19 protein-coding genes are annotated in these 18,354 nt (G+C 38.4%); all 19 read right to left on the bottom strand.

The genetic code is table 11. The annotated features are described in order from the left end of the window. Positions 1-660 (bottom strand): DedA family protein, encoded by a 660-nt coding sequence (locus ACIQXP_RS13390; RefSeq protein WP_090984381.1) that lies wholly within the window; start codon positions 658-660, stop codon positions 1-3. A gap of 47 nt (positions 661-707) precedes the next feature. Next, on the bottom strand, positions 708-2,078 hold the full coding sequence (locus ACIQXP_RS13385) for an NADH-quinone oxidoreductase subunit N (RefSeq protein WP_293742869.1): 1,371 nt from the start codon (positions 2,076-2,078) through the stop codon (positions 708-710). 3 nt (positions 2,079-2,081) lie between these two features. After that, positions 2,082-3,545, bottom strand: coding sequence for a complex I subunit 4 family protein (locus ACIQXP_RS13380; RefSeq protein WP_293742868.1), 1,464 nt, complete (start codon positions 3,543-3,545; stop codon positions 2,082-2,084). A gap of 19 nt (positions 3,546-3,564) precedes the next feature. After that, positions 3,565-5,460, bottom strand: a complete 1,896-nt coding sequence (gene nuoL, locus ACIQXP_RS13375) for an NADH-quinone oxidoreductase subunit L (RefSeq protein WP_387505725.1) — start codon at positions 5,458-5,460, stop codon at positions 3,565-3,567. 19 nt (positions 5,461-5,479) lie between these two features. Further along, complete coding sequence (gene nuoK, locus ACIQXP_RS13370) at positions 5,480-5,809, bottom strand: NADH-quinone oxidoreductase subunit NuoK (protein ID WP_055908793.1); 330 nt, start codon at positions 5,807-5,809, stop codon at positions 5,480-5,482. Then, entirely contained in the window at positions 5,809-6,312 is a 504-nt protein-coding gene (locus ACIQXP_RS13365; RefSeq protein ID WP_090984387.1) for an NADH-quinone oxidoreductase subunit J family protein, read from the bottom strand. The genes nuoK and ACIQXP_RS13365 overlap by 1 nt, the downstream gene beginning before the upstream one ends. 142 nt (positions 6,313-6,454) lie before the next feature. Continuing rightward, on the bottom strand, positions 6,455-6,958 hold the full coding sequence (locus ACIQXP_RS13360; protein ID WP_090504254.1) for a NuoI/complex I 23 kDa subunit family protein: 504 nt from the start codon (positions 6,956-6,958) through the stop codon (positions 6,455-6,457). A gap of 2 nt (positions 6,959-6,960) precedes the next feature. Further along, a complete protein-coding gene (gene nuoH / locus ACIQXP_RS13355) occupies positions 6,961-7,998 on the bottom strand; it encodes an NADH-quinone oxidoreductase subunit NuoH (RefSeq protein ID WP_293742867.1) in 1,038 nt (345 codons plus the stop codon). Beyond that, entirely contained in the window at positions 7,998-9,008 is a 1,011-nt protein-coding gene (locus ACIQXP_RS13350; protein ID WP_387505663.1) for an NADH-quinone oxidoreductase subunit G, read from the bottom strand. The genes nuoH and ACIQXP_RS13350 overlap by 1 nt, the downstream gene beginning before the upstream one ends. 69 nt (positions 9,009-9,077) lie before the next feature. Then, positions 9,078-9,617, bottom strand: a complete 540-nt coding sequence (locus ACIQXP_RS13345; protein ID WP_293742865.1) for an ORF6N domain-containing protein — start codon at positions 9,615-9,617, stop codon at positions 9,078-9,080. Between the two features lie 57 nt (positions 9,618-9,674). Next, positions 9,675-11,042, bottom strand: coding sequence for an NADH-quinone oxidoreductase subunit NuoF (nuoF, locus tag ACIQXP_RS13340; RefSeq protein WP_265851469.1), 1,368 nt, complete (start codon positions 11,040-11,042; stop codon positions 9,675-9,677). A gap of 72 nt (positions 11,043-11,114) precedes the next feature. Beyond that, on the bottom strand, positions 11,115-11,630 hold the full coding sequence (locus ACIQXP_RS13335; RefSeq protein WP_293742864.1) for an NADH-quinone oxidoreductase subunit NuoE family protein: 516 nt from the start codon (positions 11,628-11,630) through the stop codon (positions 11,115-11,117). Then, a complete protein-coding gene (locus ACIQXP_RS13330; protein ID WP_387505662.1) occupies positions 11,623-12,837 on the bottom strand; it encodes an NADH-quinone oxidoreductase subunit D in 1,215 nt (404 codons plus the stop codon). Before ACIQXP_RS13330 ends, ACIQXP_RS13335 begins: the two co-directional genes overlap by 8 nt. Before the next feature lie 3 nt (positions 12,838-12,840). Beyond that, entirely contained in the window at positions 12,841-13,341 is a 501-nt protein-coding gene (locus tag ACIQXP_RS13325) for an NADH-quinone oxidoreductase subunit C (protein WP_293742862.1), read from the bottom strand. Then, positions 13,341-13,883: an NADH-quinone oxidoreductase subunit B gene (locus ACIQXP_RS13320; RefSeq protein WP_039472971.1), complete on the bottom strand. Its 543-nt coding sequence runs from the start codon at positions 13,881-13,883 to the stop codon at positions 13,341-13,343. Before ACIQXP_RS13320 ends, ACIQXP_RS13325 begins: the two co-directional genes overlap by 1 nt. Positions 13,884-14,124: 241 nt before the next feature. Further along, entirely contained in the window at positions 14,125-14,496 is a 372-nt protein-coding gene (locus ACIQXP_RS13315) for an NADH-quinone oxidoreductase subunit A (protein WP_090984401.1), read from the bottom strand. An 83-nt stretch (positions 14,497-14,579) separates the two neighbouring features. Continuing rightward, entirely contained in the window at positions 14,580-16,298 is a 1,719-nt protein-coding gene (locus tag ACIQXP_RS13310; RefSeq protein WP_293742861.1) for a tetratricopeptide repeat protein, read from the bottom strand. Positions 16,299-16,376: 78 nt separating this feature from the next. Next, positions 16,377-17,282, bottom strand: a complete 906-nt coding sequence (locus ACIQXP_RS13305; RefSeq protein WP_293742860.1) for a PstS family phosphate ABC transporter substrate-binding protein — start codon at positions 17,280-17,282, stop codon at positions 16,377-16,379. A gap of 241 nt (positions 17,283-17,523) precedes the next feature. Then, a complete protein-coding gene (locus ACIQXP_RS13300; RefSeq protein ID WP_387505661.1) occupies positions 17,524-18,342 on the bottom strand; it encodes an energy transducer TonB in 819 nt (272 codons plus the stop codon). Positions 18,343-18,354: the final 12 nt, after the last annotated feature.

Below are 18,354 nucleotides of genomic sequence, written 5' to 3'. Positions count from 1 at the left end.
TTAATTTAAATCTGTTTTATCCTCTTCAGTGCCACTCACTACTTTACTTTTTACAAAGGTAATTAATAATGGAATAGTTGTAATAAGGATAAAGCCAATAATAATATATAATAAATAATCGTTGATTTCTTTTTCAAATCTTCTGCCTAAAAAATAACCGAGCAAAGTTAAGGAACAGATCCAAAGTACGGCACCCAATATATTATATAAAGCAAATTTTTTAAAATCCAGCTTCACAACTCCTGCAAAAATCGGTGCAAAAGTTCTAACAATAGGCACAAATCTGCCCATTATTAACGCAAAGGCACCTTGTTTCTGATAATATTCCTTTGCGGCTTTTAAATATCTCTTTTTAAAAAAGAAACTGTCTTTTCTGGTGTACAATACCGGACCAGTTTTACGTCCGAACCAATAACCTGTAAAATTTCCGGAAATGGCTGCTACACATAACCCAGCCAGGAGTACTGCAATGTTTACATCCAGCTTGCCGGTCGCCACAAACATTCCTGCCAAAAACAATAAATAATCACCAGGAAGGAAAAAGCCGAAAAACAGCCCCGTTTCTGCATAGATAACGAACACGACTAAATAGAATCCGCCCTCCCTCAATAATTTCTCGGGATCAAGTAGCTGATGCAGGTTATTCCAAAAATCGTGCATATTCAATTATTCGTAAAACTACAAATAATTATTAAACTACAACATACCTATATGAGGTTTAAAATAATTGCAGGATAAATACCCAATACCAATGTTATTGCTACAGAAACCAACAAAACCACTTTATACTGAGAAGGGGTTGAAAGCTCTGTCTCGACACCATCTTTAAACCACATGGCTACAATTACCCTAAAATAATAATAGAAACCAACCAGTGCATTTAAAATCGCAAATGCCACAAGCAGGGTTTTATACTCTGTCATTACATTCAGGAACATTAAGTACTTTCCAATAAAACCCGCTGTCAGAGGAATACCGGCCAATGAAAGCATGGCTATGGTTAAACACAATGCAACTAACGGATTCCGTTTTGCCAGGCCATTAAAGCTCTCGAAGCTATCGCTACCTGTTTTTTGTTTAACCAAAATTAATACGGCAAAGGCGATAATTGAAGCGAAAGTATAAGCCGCTGCATAAACCAGCACATTATTTCCTGAGTTTTTGGTTAGTACAATTAACGAGAACAACAAATAACCTGCATGCGAAATACTTGAATATGCCAGCATACGCTTGAAATTTTTCTGGAACAGAGCCGTTACATTGCCTATGAATAAAGTTAAACAAACGATTACCATCAATGGTGCAACCCAAAACTCGTGGAGTGGAGCAAAAGCATCAGCAAATAACCTTAAGAATGCCGCGAAACCTGCAGTTTTAACCACTGTACTCATGAAAGTGGTAATTAACGATGGCGCACCTTCATATACATCTGGGGTCCAGAAGTGGAACGGAGCAGCACCAACCTTAAAACTCAAGCCAATCATCATCAGAATTACGCCAGGATAAAATATGGGTGAAACTGCTTGATTATTGACCAGGTAAGCCTGTATTTTATCTAAATCAAAAGAGCCTGTTGCACCATAAATTAAGGTTATTCCAAATAACAGGAAACCGGTTGAGAAAGCCCCCATTAGGAAATATTTTAATGACGCTTCGTTAGAGGCAAAATCCGTTTTACGGATACCCGCCAAAATGTATAAACTCACCGACATGATTTCCAGGCCTACAAACAGCATGGCCATATTTTTATACGATACCATCATGATCATACCCGCTAGTGCGAAAAGAATCAAGGTATAATACTCGGCTATGTTATCGCTTTTGGCGTGGAAATAGTTCTGTGTCAACAAGAAGATTAAAAGTGTACCGACAATACATATTCCTGAAAATGCCAGTGCAAAGTTATCTGTCTGCATCATTCCGAAATGAACAGCATTACCATTCCATGCAGAAAAAGTAAATCCCAATGCAGTAAGTAAGCCAACAACGGTAAGTGGTAGTAATGCTTTTTTTGCCTTAAACAAACCTGCATAAAGCACTACAAAAGCTGTTATACTAATGGTTATAATAATATTCATTGCTTAATTTACTGTGTTTAATTTTTGATTTACCTGTTCTAATAAATGTTGTACAGATGCCTCTGTTAAATGCAAAACCGGTTTTGGATAAACGCCCAGAACAATAATTAATGCACATATGGTATAAAGAACCAATTTTTCGGTTCCTTTGATATCGGTAAAAGTGATGGTTAAGCTATTGGTTTGTCCCAACATGACGTTCTGATACATGCGCAACATGTAAACCGCACCAAAGATAATGGTTAAACCGGCAATGGCAGCCGCCCAGATACCGTAGTTGTAAACACCCATCAACAATAAAAACTCACCAATAAATCCATTCGTTCCCGGTAAAGCCACTGTTCCCAACACGATAATTAAAAATGTAATCGCCAACTGAGGTGCTACTTTGGCAATTCCGCCCAACTCTTCAATTTTATTGGTTTTAACACGCGAGAAGATGATATCTAAAACAAAAAATAAACCAACAACATTAATACCATGGCTCAACATCTGCACCATTGCACCTTGCATACCTTGCTGGTTAAAAGCAAAGATACCTGCTGATATTAATCCAACGTGAGCGATAGATGAATAGGCAACTAAACGTTTAGCATCTTTTTGGGTAAAAGCAATCAACGAAGCATAAACAATACCAATGATTGATAAAATAATAGCCAACTGTCCCCAATCATGAACACCTGCCGGAACAATTGGCAATAACCATCTGATTACACCATAAATACCCATTTTCAACATAATACCTGATAACAACATGGTTCCTTGTGCAGGTGCTGCAGTATAGGTATCAGGCTGCCAGGTATGGAAAGGAAAAATCGGCATCTTGATCGCAAAAGCGATGAAGAAAGCCCAGAAAATCCATCCCTGCTGAGTAGTATCCAGGTTTAACGCATAAAAAGCCTGAATGTTAAAATTGTGGGCCGGGTTTTGAAGATAGAGGTAAATAATCCCCATCAACATAAACAATGAACCAGCAATGGTATACACAAAAAACTTCATGTTGATCCGGATGCGGTCTTTTCCGCCCCAAATGGCACAGATAAAATAGATTGGAATTAATGCCGCTTCCCATCCGATATAAAACAAGAAAGCATCTAATGCGGTAAATACCAATAATAAACCCGTTTGCATGAATAAAATCAATGCATAAAATGCCGCCGGATTTTTATATTGATGGTTGTAGCTTGATAAAATGATGATCGGTACCAGTAAATTGGTAAGCAATACCACCAGCAGGCTGATGCCATCAATACCTGCATGGAAATTAATCCCCAGATCAGCAATCCATGGCAGGTTAACCTCAAACTGGGTACTTGCATCCGGAATGAAATTACAGGCGATAACCAAAGCCAGCACTAAAGAAGCCACCGAAAATACGGTAGAAACGATCTTTGCCGACTTACCAGCAAGTGCCGTAATAATTGCACCTGCAAGCGGTAGAAATATAAGTAGTAAAAGTTGTTCCATTATTTATTTTGAACCCTTTTTATATGTAGAAAAATGTATACAATAGCAATGCGATGATACCAAATACCATCATAAATATATAGAAACCTACGTTTCCACTTTGCAATAAACGAATACCTTTACTGGCCTCATTAGTGCTCCATCCCAATCCATTTACAATTCCATCGATAAATTTATTGTCGATAATCCTGTAAAAGAATCTTGATAGGGCATCCAACGGTTTGGTAATGATGAAATCATAAATCTCATCTAAATAAAATTTGTTGTAGGATAGTTTTGCCAATGCTGAACGCGGCGCTTCATCAGCAACAGGAACCCGAGCTCCTTTAACATACCTGGTATAAGCATACAATAGAGCTATTACAGCTGCCGCAACCGAAACAGCCATTAATGAGTATTCTGTAGAGTGACTTAGCTCCAATTCATGCTGTGCAACACCTGCACCTGATAGCCAATGCGCCAACCATTCGTTACCACCAAAAACGTGAGGAAGATTAATTGCTCCACCAATTGCAGCAAGAACAGCTAAAATAATTAGAGGTAAAGTCATTGCTGCTGGCGATTCGTGTACGTGGCTTTCTTCATGATGTGTTCCGCGGTATTTTCCAGAGAAAGTCAGGAACATCATTCTGAACATATAGAATGCCGTTAAAAACGCGGTTAAAACCCCAACTCCCCAAAGTATCGGACTAGCCTGGAAAGCATGTGCCAAAATTTCATCTTTAGAGAAAAAACCCGAGAACGGCGGTAAACCTGCAATGGCAATCGTACCGATCATCATGGTTAAAAAAGTAACCGGAAGTTTCTTTCTCAATCCGCCCATATGGCGCATATCTTGTTCATGGTGCATCGCATGAATAACCGAACCTGCACCCAAGAATAATAATGCTTTAAAGAAAGCGTGTGTTAATACGTGAAAGAATGAACCGGTATAAGCACCAACGCCAAGGCCTAAAAACATATATCCTAATTGCGATACGGTTGAGTAAGCCAATACCTTTTTGATATCCGTTTGTGTTAATGCAATGATAGCAGCTACTAAAGCTGTTGCTGCACCTATAATGGCAATAATGTGCTGGGTAAGCGGCGCCAGGTCAAACAATACACTGGAACGTGCAATCATATAAATACCTGCCGTTACCATTGTTGCAGCATGGATTAACGCTGAAACTGGTGTTGGTCCGGCCATTGCATCAGGTAACCAGGTAAACAAAGGCAATTGAGCCGATTTACCACAAGCGCCGATAAACAGCAAAATGGTAATTAAAACCAATGTATCCTTGCCTGGCAACATATTAGCTGCCTGAGGGAAAACTTTAGCAAATTCTACACTGCCAAAAGTGGTGAAAATTAAAAACACGCCTAGTAGAAAACCCAAATCGCCGATACGGTTCATTACGAAAGCTTTTTTAGCTGCTGATGCATACGCACTATTGGTATACCAGAACCCGATTAGCAGGTAAGAGCATAAACCTACACCTTCCCAACCGATGAACATGACGATATAGTTTGAACCCAATACTAATAAAAGCATGAAGAACACAAACAGATTCAGGTAAGAGAAAAATTTACCAAACCCTGCATCATCATGCATATAGCTGGTGGAATATAAATGGATCAGGAAACCAATTCCGGTAATGATCAAAAGCATAATCGAGCTTAGAGGGTCAACCAGGAAAGATAGCGGAATGTGTAATGCACCCGCGCTGATCCAATCGAATAAAAATACTTCGTGAGATTTTTGTGTGTCGCCTTGTAAACTAAAGAAAATAACTACGCTGATAACAAAGGAGGCCAGAATTACGCCGCTCCCGATGATACCAACAAGTCCTTTAGATAAAGAGTTTCTGCCCAGCCCATTAATTACAAAACCTAAAAAAGGTAGTAATGGAACCAACCAAATCAATTGTTCTATTGTCATTCTTATTATATATTTACCACTTAAGGCGATTTAAAACATTAATATCTATCGATTTTGTATTTCTGTAAACCATAACGATGATGGCTAAACCAACTGCAACCTCTGCAGCTGCCAGGGCCATAATGAAAAATACGAAAACCTGTCCGGATGGATCGTTACTATGCACAGAAAAAGCGGTTAACAGTAAGTTAACGGCATTAAGCATCAGCTCTACTGACATAAAGATTACGATGGCATTTCTACGGGTAAGTACACCGATTACGCCAATAGAAAAAATAATGGCGCTTAAATAGATGTAGTGATTTAGCGGAACGCCCTGAAGTTGTGATGTTAAGTTTTCCATTATGCTTCTACCTCATCTCTTTTAGATAATAAAACGGCTCCTACCATTGCTGCCAATAGTAATAGAGATGACAATTCGAATGGTAATAAGAATGGGCCAAAAAGCTCCTTACCAAGATTTTCTACCAATCCCAATCCCGGATTTTTTAAAATCAATGGACTGGAAATACTTGCTGATTTTAAAGAACCGATTAAGGTAACCACCAAACAACCGCCGGCAATCACACCGACGATTTTAATCAACGGCGATTTACTAGGTTCGGTGTCCTTATTCAGGTTAAGCAACATCAGTACAAATAAGAAGAGTACCATGATTGCCCCCATGTAAACAATAAAGTTTACCACTGCTAAAAACTGTGCGTTTAGCAATACATAGTGAACAGTGAAGGTAAAAAAGGTAAGGATTAAGTACAATACACTGTGGATCGGATTTTTTGCAAAAATCACCAGCAGCGAAAAGATGATACTTAATGTGGCTACGAAATAGAATACTTGTGTACTCATTAATTGTTGTTTATTTATTTATGTCTGTTCGATGGTTTGTATCTCCACAAACCATTATTTATATTTCGTTTCGCGAAGACACGAACCGAGATCTATTGGCATTTCTTGTTTAGTCCTTTCGACAGGCTGAGGATGACAATTATTATTTTTTCATTTCAAGTGGCGCCTCCACCAACTTATCTTTTCCGTAAATAAAATCCTTACGTAAATAATCAGCAGGTACAATCGGGCCATCTAAGTAAATAGCTTCTTTTGGACAAGCTTCTTCACATAAACCACAAAAAATACAGCGCAACATATTGATTTCGTAAGTGGCTGCATATTTTTCCTCGCGGTATAAATGTTTTTCTTCGGGCTTACGTTCTGCAGCAATCATGGTAATGGCTTCAGCCGGACAAGATAAAGCACACAGGCCACAGGCAGTACAACGTTCTTTACCATTCTCATCACGTTTTAGCGAGTGCATCCCTCTAAAGTTGGTAGAAAATTCGCGTTCTACTTCAGGGTATCTTACGGTAGCCTCTTTTTTAAATAAGTGACTGATGGTAATGCCCATGCCCTTGGCAATTGCCGGGAGGTACATGCGCTCCATAAAGCTCAAAGGCTTTTGTTCCAGTACTTTTTTCTTATTACTTAATGATTCCATAATTAAAACTTCTCAATAATCGCAATCACAATACCTGTTATTATAATATTGGCAATAGCCAATGGTATTAAACCCTTCCAGCCTAAATTCATCAATTGGTCGTAACGGAAACGAGGGATGGTCCAACGTACCCACATAAAGAAAAAGATGAACATGACAATTTTACCAAAGAAAACAGCTGTACCAATAAGTGGCGCCCAGGTTGGACCTAAGTGCGCAGCAACGTAATCCATACCAGGATAGTTATAGCCGCCCCAATATAAGGCTGCCATTACTGCCGATGATACAAACATGTTGATATATTCTGCAAAAAGGTAAAATCCTAATTTCATAGACGAATACTCGGTATGGTAACCTCCAATCAATTCGGTTTCACATTCCGGTAAATCGAAAGGTGCACGGTTGGTTTCGGCAAAAGAACAAACCATAAAGATTAAAAATCCCAGTGGCTGGTACCAAACGTTCCAGTTTAATCCATGTTGCTGATCAACAATTTCTTTTAAGCTTAAGGTATTAGTCATTAAAAGCAAAGCGATGATTGATAATCCCATTGCAATCTCATAACTGATATTCTGTGACGCCGCACGAATGGCACTTAATAAAGAATATTTATTGTTTGAGGCCCATCCGCCAATCATTACACCATAAACACCTAAGGATACTACACCAAAAATGTATAAAACACCTACGTTAATATCGGCAACCTGAAGCGGAACAATTTTGCCACCAATTTCAATTGGACTACCCCATGGAATTACAGCGGTACCAATACAGGCACAAAGTAATGCTAAACCAGGACCAACAATAAATAACCACCTGTTAGATGAAGCTGGGATAATCTCCTCCTTCATAAACATTTTAACACCATCGGCCAGGGGTTGTAAAATACCAAAGGGGCCAGCTCTATCCGGACCTAAACGATCTTGCAAATATGCAGCAACCTTACGTTCAGCATAGGTAGAATACATGGCAATAACTAAACTGATGCCGAAAATTACAGCTACCAGGATAAATTTTTCTATAACAAAAGCGCTATCCATTAGTATTTAACTGTTTTATGTAGTTCAATTTCATTTGCAGCCTGTAAAGCCTCATTTGGCTGAATTACATGCAAAGGTTTTAATGTTTCGTAGTGGTTAGATGCAATTACCGAAGTATCATCAATGTGTGTTGGACGTTCAATTACCCAATCAGCAGTTGCTTTTTTATCAAAGCGGCAAGTATTGCAAATAAAGTCTTCTACTTCGCCAAACTGATCTTTACGGGCTGTAACACGCAAAACATCTGTCCCTTTATACCAAAGTGTTACCTTACCACTACACTTTTCATGATCGCAATCGCGGTGTGCATCAACAGGTTTGGTAAACCAAACGCGGTTTTTAAAACGGAAAGTTTTATCAGTTAAAGCACCAACCGGGCAGACATCGATTACGTTTCCTGAAAAATCGTTATCAACCGCCTGCTGGATATAAGTAGAAATTTCTGAATGATCGCCACGGTTTAAGATACCGTGAACACGTTTATTGGTAATCTGATCTGCAGTAAAAACACAACGATAGCATAAAATGCAACGGTTCATATGCAACTGAATCTTATCGCCTATATCTATCCGTTCGAAAGTACGGCGCTCAAACTCATAACGTGTTTTTTGTAAACCATGCTCGTAACCTAAATTCTGCAAATCACATTCACCTGCCTGGTCACAAACCGGACAATCTAAAGGGTGGTTTATCAATAAAATCTCCACCACGCCTGCACGTGCTTCCAAAACTTCCGGTGAAGTAATGTTAAGTACCTCCATCCCATCCATTACGGTTGTACGGCAGGAAGCCACCAACTTAGGCATTGGGCGGGGGTCTTTCTCCGAACCTTTAGTCACTTTTACAATGCAGGTACGGCATTTACCACCACTGCCCTGTAATTTAGAATAATAGCACATTGCCGGCGGAACAATGTCCCCTCCGATTTGCCTTGCAGCATTCAGAATGGTTGTTCCGTTATCAACCTCTACTGTTATCCCATCTATCGTAACCTTAACTTTTCCACTCATGGTTAATGATATTCTTTTTATTTCTTGATCTCGCATTGGTTTGTGTCTCCACTAACCAATTCAATTATATTATTTCTCTTTCGAGATTTTATAACCAATTTCTTTTCTTGGCTGTTGTTGCTGCTCCAGTAGCTCATCAAAATACCTGAAGATGACTTCAATGTTTTTATCCTGATGATCTAGTTTCTTTTTTATCTTTTCTACTTCTAATCTTAAGTTCAGGTTCGAAGCCAATAATTCTCTAATTTCTGTAAATACTCTAACAATTTGGATATTTACCTCAATGGCTTTATCGCTATTTAATACACTTGCCAGCATTACCGCCCCATGTTCTGTAAAAGCATAAGGTAGAGCTGATGAGAATTTCAATTTATTTAGGTGCTCGAATTGCGAAATCAAACTATCTTTTTCATCCTTTGTAATCTGAAACATAAAATCTTCTGGAAAGCGTTTTATATTTCGTTTTACCTGCTCATTTAATCTTTTAGTAGTTACCCCATAAAGCTCGGCCAAATCAGTATCAACCATTACTTTTTTATCTCTCATTTCAATAATTTTATTGAGGATAATCTCAGCTGGTATTTTTACCGACAATTTATCTTTAGCCATAGTTATATATTTCAAAGGCGGTCGCAAATTGCGACCAGCTCCTAAGTAAAATATTACTTATTTCTCTTCCGCTACCGGAGCTTTTTCAATCGGCGTTGCATAATTGGCAATACCGTAATTTTGGCTCTGGCTTTTTACCGGTTCCTTAATGTGCCATTCAAATTCATCCCTAAAGTGACGGATCGCACTGGCAACAGGCCAGGCAGCCGCATCACCCAACGGACAAATCGTATTTCCTTCAATTTTACGTTGGATATCCCACAATAGATCAACATCTTCCATGGTTCCATGTCCGTGTTCAATTTTGTGCAATACTTTTTCCATCCATCCTGTACCTTCACGGCAAGGGGAGCATTGTCCACAGCTTTCATGGTGATAAAAACGGGAAAAATTCCAGGTATTACGAACGATACACTGATCTTCATCGAAAGCGATAAAACCACCAGAACCTAACATGGTTCCCGTTGCAAAGCCACCTTCTGATAATGATTCATAGCTCATTAAACGAGGCTCTCCGTTAGCCAATTTTAAAGTTAAGTTCGCCGGTAAAACAGGTACAGATGAACCACCCGCAACTGTCGCTTTAAGACGTTTGCCATTGGCAATACCGCCGCAATATTCATCAGAGTAGATAAATTCTTCTACCGGTAAACCTAATTCTATTTCATAAACACCTGGTTTTACTAAATTACCAGATGCTGATATCAATTTTGTTCCAGTGCTTCTACCAATACCGATTTTGGCATATTCGTCACCACCATCGTTAATGATCGGCACTACAGCTGCAATAGATTCAACATTGTTAACCACAGTAGGGCAACCATACAAACCAGCAATAGCCGGAAAAGGCGGTTTAATACGTGGATTACCTCTTTTTCCCTCCAGTGATTCTAACAAGGCAGTTTCTTCACCACAAATGTAAGCACCACCGCCAGGTTGAACATATAATTCTAAATCGTAACCTGTTCCTAAAATGTTTTTACCCAACCATCCGGCAGCTTTAGCTTCGGCAATTGCCTTTTCTAAAATACGGATCTGAGGCATCATCTCACCACGTACATAGATGTAAGAAACCTTTGCACCTAAAGCGAAACTGGAAACAATCATTCCCTCAATTAACGCATGAGGGATGTAAGTCATCAGATAACGGTCTTTAAAAGTTCCTGGCTCAGATTCATCGGCATTGCATACCAAATAACGTGCAACACCTTCTGGTTTAGCCAAAAAGCTCCACTTCATTCCCGTTGGGAAACCTGCACCTCCGCGACCGCGTAAACCTGATTTTTTAACCTCTTCTACAATCTCTTCCGGGGTTAAGGTTTTCAGGGCTTTTTCCACAGCACGGTACCCGCCTTTCTGGCGATAGACTTCAAGTGTATTGATGCCCGGTACGTTTATATGCTCAAGTAATAATTTACGGCTCATTATTTATAGATGTGAGATGTGAGATATGAGATGTTAGACAAATGCCTGGTCTCATACCTCAAATCTAGTTTCTCAAATCTTATTTTTTAAATCTTCAATCAATTTATCTACACTTTCGGTAGTTAAGTTTTCATAGAAAGTATACTCCGGGCTAATCTGCAATACCGGGCCATAACCACAGGCAGCTAAACATTCAACTCCTCTAAAGCTGAATAAACCATCAGGAGTAACTTCTCCTTCCTTAACACCCAATTTGTTTTCAAGGTGGGTTAGTATTTTCTCGGCACCCACCAGGCAACATGGACCGGTACGACAAACCTCCAGGGCGTATTTACCTTGTGGTTTTAAAAAATACATGGTATAAAATGTAGCTACTTCATAAACTTCGATCGGCTGAATATTTAAATATTCAGCAACCTGATCCATAGCTGAAGTAGGCACCCAAAGAAACTCAGCCTGCACCAAATGTAATAATGGCAATAAAGCTGATTTTTGTTTTCCTTCTGGATAACGGCTTTTTACTTCATCAAATTTGGCCAGCAATTCTGATGAAAACACTACAGGTGTTTGTTCTTCTACTTTAAGCATCTAATTCTCCTGCAATAATATTCATACTACTCATGTTTATAATGGCATCAGACAATAACATGCCTTCGCTCATTGGTGCAAACATCTGGTAGTTTATAAAACTTGGTCTGCGGAAGTGCAAACGATATGGGGTACGGCCACCATCATTTATCAGATAGAACCCCAATTCACCATTTCCACCTTCTACAGCGTGATAAACTTCTGCTTTCGGCGCATCAATTTCGCCCATCACAATTTTGAAGTGATAGATTAACGCTTCCATATTGTTGTAAACTTCCTGCTTTGGAGGAAGGTAAAATTCAGGAACATCGGCGTGGAAAATACCTTTTGGTTCTGTTTTTAACTTCACAACGGCTTGTTCAATAATGCGGACACTTTGCCACATCTCTTCATTACGTACCAAATATCGGTCGTAAATATCACCGCTTGTACCAACAGGTATTTCAAAATCAAAATCCTGATATGAAGAATATGGATCACTTACACGAACATCATAATCCACGCCTGTTGCGCGTAATAATGGGCCGGTCCAGCTATATTCTAAAGCAGTTTCTTTACTCACTTCTGCAACACCAGCCGTTCTGTCAATAAAAATACGGTTACGCGTTAACAGATTTTCGAATTCTTTTAATGCTTTAGGAAATTCTTTTAAAAATTTATCGATTTTGGCAAAGGCAATATCATTGAAATCTCTTTCAAAGCCACCAATACGCCCTATATTTGTGGTTAAACGGGCACCACATACTTCCTCTAAGATTTCGTAAATATGCTCACGGAACTGAAAAAGATATAGGAAAGTGGTGGTAGCTCCTGTATCCTGACCGATAATCGTATTACAAATAATATGATCTGCAATACGCGAAAGTTCCATAATAATTACCCGGAGATAATCTACACGTTTCGGCATCTGAATATTCAACAACTTTTCCACCGTCATGTGCCAGCCCATATTGTTAATAGGCGAAGAGCAATAATTTAAACGGTCGGTAAGTGGTGTAATCTGATAAAATGGGCGATGCTCGGCAATCTTTTCGAAAGCACGGTGTATGTACCCAATAGTAGAAACGCCGCTCACAATACGTTCGCCATCTAATTGCAGAACGTTTTGAAAAACGCCGTGGGTTGCAGGGTGTGTTGGACCTAAATTTAGGGTTACCAGCTCACTTTGCGGGTCGTTATCTGTAAATACCGGATGGTTATGATTCATAGTTTACCTTCCAAAAAATTCGTCTTTTTTATCTACCCTGTTCGGATCTTCCAATGGATATTGCTTCAACATCGGGTGAACGCCCAAGTCATCCATATTTAAAATACGGCGTAAATCAGGATGCCCTTCAAATCTAACCCCGAAAAGATCGTAAGTTTCACGTTCCATCCAGTTGGCACCTTTCCATAAAGTTGTTGCCGTAGTGATAGTTGGGTTCTGTTCTGAAATGAACACTTTAATTCTAACCCTTACTTTTTCAACCATGTTATGCAAATGGTAAACCACTGCAATACCATGATCTTTACCAGGATAATGAACCGCTGTAATATCAGTAAGGAAATTGAATTTTAATTCTTCTTTAAGATGTGAAAGCACATTTACGATAACATCTTTATAAGTTACAAAAGTTAATAAACCATAAGGCTCAGAAACAGCAGTAACCTTTTCGCCAAACTTTTCAGTCAGTTTAACGTGTATGTCGTTATTTAGCGTGGTTTCTTCCATTATTTAATGCCGTATTGACCTAAGAGTTCTTTGTAATAATCAGAATTTCTTCTTCTGCCCGACTCGTTCTTCACTAAATCCTGAATACGCTGGAAACCATCTAAAATGGCTTCTGGTCTTGGCGGGCATCCCGGAACATAAACATCCACGGGAATCACTTCATCGATGCCTTGTAATACCGAATAAGTATCAAAAATACCACCACTACTCGCACAGGCTCCAACTGCCATTACCCAACGCGGTTCTGCCATTTGGATATAAACCTGCTTTAATACCGGAGCCATTTTTTTAGCAATGGTACCCATAACCATTAACACATCTGCCTGACGGGGAGAGAAACTCAAACGCTCTGCACCAAAACGACCTAAATCATAGTGAGAACCCATGGTTGCCATAAACTCAATCCCACAACAAGAAGTTGCGAAAGGTAGAGGCCATAATGAATTTGACCGGGCCAAACCAATCACCTTATCTAAAGAGGTGGCAAAATAGCCAGGCCCTTCGGTTCCTGGAGGCGCATCAACTATATTAATTTCACTCATGTTTATAAACAAAAAATGCTCATCCCTTCAAAGAATGAGCAACAAATTTACAATATTTTAAAGGCAAAAAAGCGCGCATTACCTGATTTAGAACCTTTCTAAATAAAAAACCGCTATAGGTTAGTGTAAGTGATACACATCCCGGTTTATAACTGGCAATTTTTAGTTTACAGTTATTAAACTCGCGATAATTAAATGCTAATTGCAAACTGATAACCGGGACCTGATACCTGCGAACTGATTAGTTCCAGTCTAAAACCTTTTTCTTGATTACGTAGATAAAACCAAGCAACAATGTACCCATAAAGATAAACATTTCAATCATTCCATCCATTTTTAATGCACGGAAGTTAACTGCCCAGGGATACATAAAGATCACTTCTACATCGAATAATACAAAGAGTATGGCTACTACAAAATATTTGATTGAAAAAGGCTGGCGTGCATTACCTATTGATTTTACCCCCGCTTCAAAAGTCTCCAGTTTATCGCTGGTTTTGCGTTTCGGCCCTAAAAAGTGGGTAGCAACCAAGGTAGTTACTACAAAACCTAAAGCAACAATTACCTGAAATATAATTGGTAAAAAATCTATAGCTGAACTTTGCGCTTGCATAATTTCTATTTTTGTGATGCAAAAGTAAAAGAAAAAGGCAGAGTAACCAAACTCTGCCTTTTCTAAATTATTTAACTTTAAAATTATTTGCCTTTTGGCTTAGCTACTGCACCTGTCAACTCTTTTAATTTAGTTGTTGCATAACTATCAGTTGGATCTAAAGCAAGACATTTATTTAAGTAATCAATTGCCTTAACCTTATCTTTATCAGCATACCAAGAACCTAGCAACCTATAAGACTCTATCAAATTATTTTTAGCAGACGCTTGTTCTTCTGGTTTTACCAAAGTGATATATTTTTCATAAAAAGGAATCATTAAACCTTTTGGAGCTGTAGGGTTCTGAATCTGATCGATATAATCATTAATTCTGGCTCTAAAAAGATAGGATTGAGCTAAGTCAGGGGTTACTTTCGACAAATGACTAAGCGCCGAATCACCTTGAACTAAACCTTGCAAATTCATTGGTTTCTTTTCACGTTTTAATGTATAAGATTCCATAAATCTATTTATTCCGATGTACAAATAGTTATAAAGAGATCCTTTGCCATTTGGATTATACTTAGATGCTAACTCGTAAACCTCAGCTGATTTTGCAAATTTCTTAGCATCATACAAGCTTTTACCCGCCTCTGCCAAAGCTTCAGCATTTGTCGAATCAAGTTTAGCCGCTTCGATAATATTACCAACTGCCAGGCTATCCTGTCCAGCTTTCAATTGTGCTTTACCTAGGTAAAGGTAATCGTTACCTAAAATCTTTGATTTATCCTTTTCCTTAGCGAAAAACTCAGTCATGTAAGTTAAAGCTTGAGGATAGTTTTTATTTTCATAAGCAGCCCATCCTTTTAATCTTGCCACAACGCCTGATTTAGAATCATTAGCTGGAACCTGAATGGTTGACGCAACTTGCTCTAAGGTCTGAAAATCTTTAGCATAGTATAAAAACTGCATATAACGCAATTGAGACTCTAACGATTTATCCGTTAAATCCATATATTTTTTATAATTCTCAATTGCTTTTGCTGCTTTTTCTTTATCAACACCAAAGCTACTCCATTGTAAATATAACTCACCTAACTCACGGTAAGCCGGACCATAATTTGGATCAGCTGCAATTACATCCTGTAGTTCTTTTTCTCCTTCAGGAAAAGCCCTGGATTCTTTATACATCTTACCGATTTGCGTTTTAGCTCTCCTGTTATTCGGATCAACATCATTCACACGCATGTATGGACCTAATGCTTCAGAGTTTTTCTTTTGTAAAGCATATGCATCACCTTGAGCCAGGAAAACCTCAGCATCCTTGTCTTTAGAATCCAATTCATCAGCTTTGGTGATATTGGCTAATGCATTGGTAAAGTCAGGTTTTGATACATCATCGCTTGGTTTATCCTGTGCTAAATAAGCTCTACCGATATACAAATAAGTTTTGTAATCTTTAGAAGCCAATGCTACAGCTTTATCAAAATTAGTTTTTGCAGATGTTGGATCATTAGATAATAAATCCGCTTCGCCCAAACCAATTAAGTTTAGGTTGTTTTTAGGATCAGCGGTAAGCCCTTTGTTAAATACGGCTCTAGCTGAATCAATATAACCGGTTTTTAAATAAACCAAACCAAGATTGTAATAATTATCACCATCTGAAGCTTTTGAACTTACCAACGATTTAAGCATTGATGATGCTTTTTGATATTGCTCCGCGTCGATGGCTTTTTTCGCGTCATTTAAACTTTGAGCAAAAACTGCAGAACCCATCAACACCAAACCTACATTTAAGGTTATTGCTTTCTTTAAAATTTTCATCGGATATCCTGTTTTTTATTTAATAAAAATGAAGTGCCTCTATAGATTTACTTCGTGGTTCAATTTATAATTTTTAATTTAATTTCCTTTAGTCAGGTTAATTTGTCTCGGCATTAATTTATGTGGGCCAAGTCCAGATTTAAGTACAATCAATTGCCCTCTCTGACTTCTTAACCATGTTGCAAATCCTGTGCCTAAACCGTCCCTTCCTTCGCAATCAATAATATTGATATTTCTTAAGAAAGGATAAACGCCATTAATCAAGTTATCTTGAGTTGGTTTATAGAACTGATCATCTCCCGCCTTACCCTTCAAATTCTTCACACCCAACACTTTTATCTTCGACAGGTATTCGCTCAGCTCTGTATCTTTGCCCGTAATCCAATTTACGCCTAAAATACCAATAAAATTTTTATCTTCCGCAATAAGTTTAATTACTTCCTTGCTAGAATTTTTTGAATAAACTCCTGTAGCTGGAAACTGGCTGATATGGGCCAGCTCTTTAAAATACTGAAAGGTACTGGAATAAGCGTTATCAAAGACCAGTTTTTTATCTGATTTCTTCCCTTGCAAAATATCAATAACCTCTTTAACGTTAATTGTACTATCGATATTGTCTTTATTGGTAATTAAAGCAATACCATCAATGGCAAAACGCGAAGTATTGATTTTAATCTGACGTTGGTTGTAATATTTTTCTTCTGCCTTGGTTAACAATCTTGGCAAAACGATCACCCTTACACTATCATTCAAAAAAGCAGGTAATAATTTTTCTTCAGGTTTAACTGTAGCCTGAAATCTGGCATCCGGATAATCTAAACTAAAAATATCGATCTGATTTTGAACAATCGGTCCAACACTTTCATCAACCAATATTTTTAATGTACCACTTGTTCTCGTTTCTTTAACAGCAGCCGCCTTATTTTTGCGCTTGCAGGATACCAATAAAGCCAGTACACAAAATATTAAAAGAATTTTTTTCATTAAATGATTAATCGCGCCTACCAAGGCTTAAAAGTCTTACAAAAGCATAAATAATAAGGAAGATACCAATTGTAATCCGCCCCCATTCCGGAATAGCACTCAACCGAAGTGCAATAGGTTTATAAAATATAAATGCGATACCAAGTATTACATAAAAGATAAACATGATAAGGCCTAAAATGAGCAAAAACCGCTGTTTAGGCGATTTTTGCTTAAAGATATCGAAATTTAACATTTACGATTAGTTCAATGTAAAGTTAACGTTGATGTTATATTTTACCCTTACCGGCTTACCATTCTGGATACCTGGATTCCAACGTGGACTTGCTTTCAATACACGGATGGCTTCTTCATCAGTTCCGCTACCCAAACCACGGGTAACTGTGATATCAGTTAGTTTACCATCTTTTTCCACAACGAAAGATAAAAATACTTTACCCTGAACGTTGTTTTCTTGTGCCATTGGCGGGTATTTTATTGCTTTACTTAAGTAGCCATAGAATTTAGAAATACCTCCCGGGAATTCTGGCTGTTTCTCGATACTCACAAAGTCATAAACTTTATTGTCATCAACCGCAACAGCAGCTTCTCTTTTTGGTCCTTCACCAACCGGCTCAGCGATAACAATATCAGCTGTTGGATCACCTTTGATATCTCTCTGACCTGGATCAGCTTCCTTCAATTTTTCAACCGTAGGTGGTTCATCACGAACCTCAATATCAGGTTTTACAATTGGAGGTGGCATTTTCACCTGGTCAACCTTTGGTGGCGGTGGCTCTACCGGTGGCGGTGGAGGTGTTTCCGGATTTACCGGTGGTGGTGGAGCTAAAATTACTTCCTGTGCTTTTACCTGTTCTTCCTGCTGATCCATTGAGCCTTTAATAAGACTATAGATTTTTGGAGTAAAAAATAAAATCAGGAAGACAATAGATCCAATAATTAAGGCTCTTGTAGTATTAGCACCATTGGTTTTACGCAATTGATACGCACCATAGCTTTTGTTTTTATCTTCAAAAACCACTTCAAGCCATTCTTTTCTGAATATATCTAACTTCGACATAAAATTGGTTTT

The organism is Pedobacter suwonensis, from assembly GCF_044762335.1.
In the GTDB taxonomy this organism is placed as follows: Bacteria; Bacteroidota; Bacteroidia; order Sphingobacteriales; family Sphingobacteriaceae; genus Pedobacter.
This window is presented reverse-complemented; position numbering and strand designations above follow the sequence as displayed.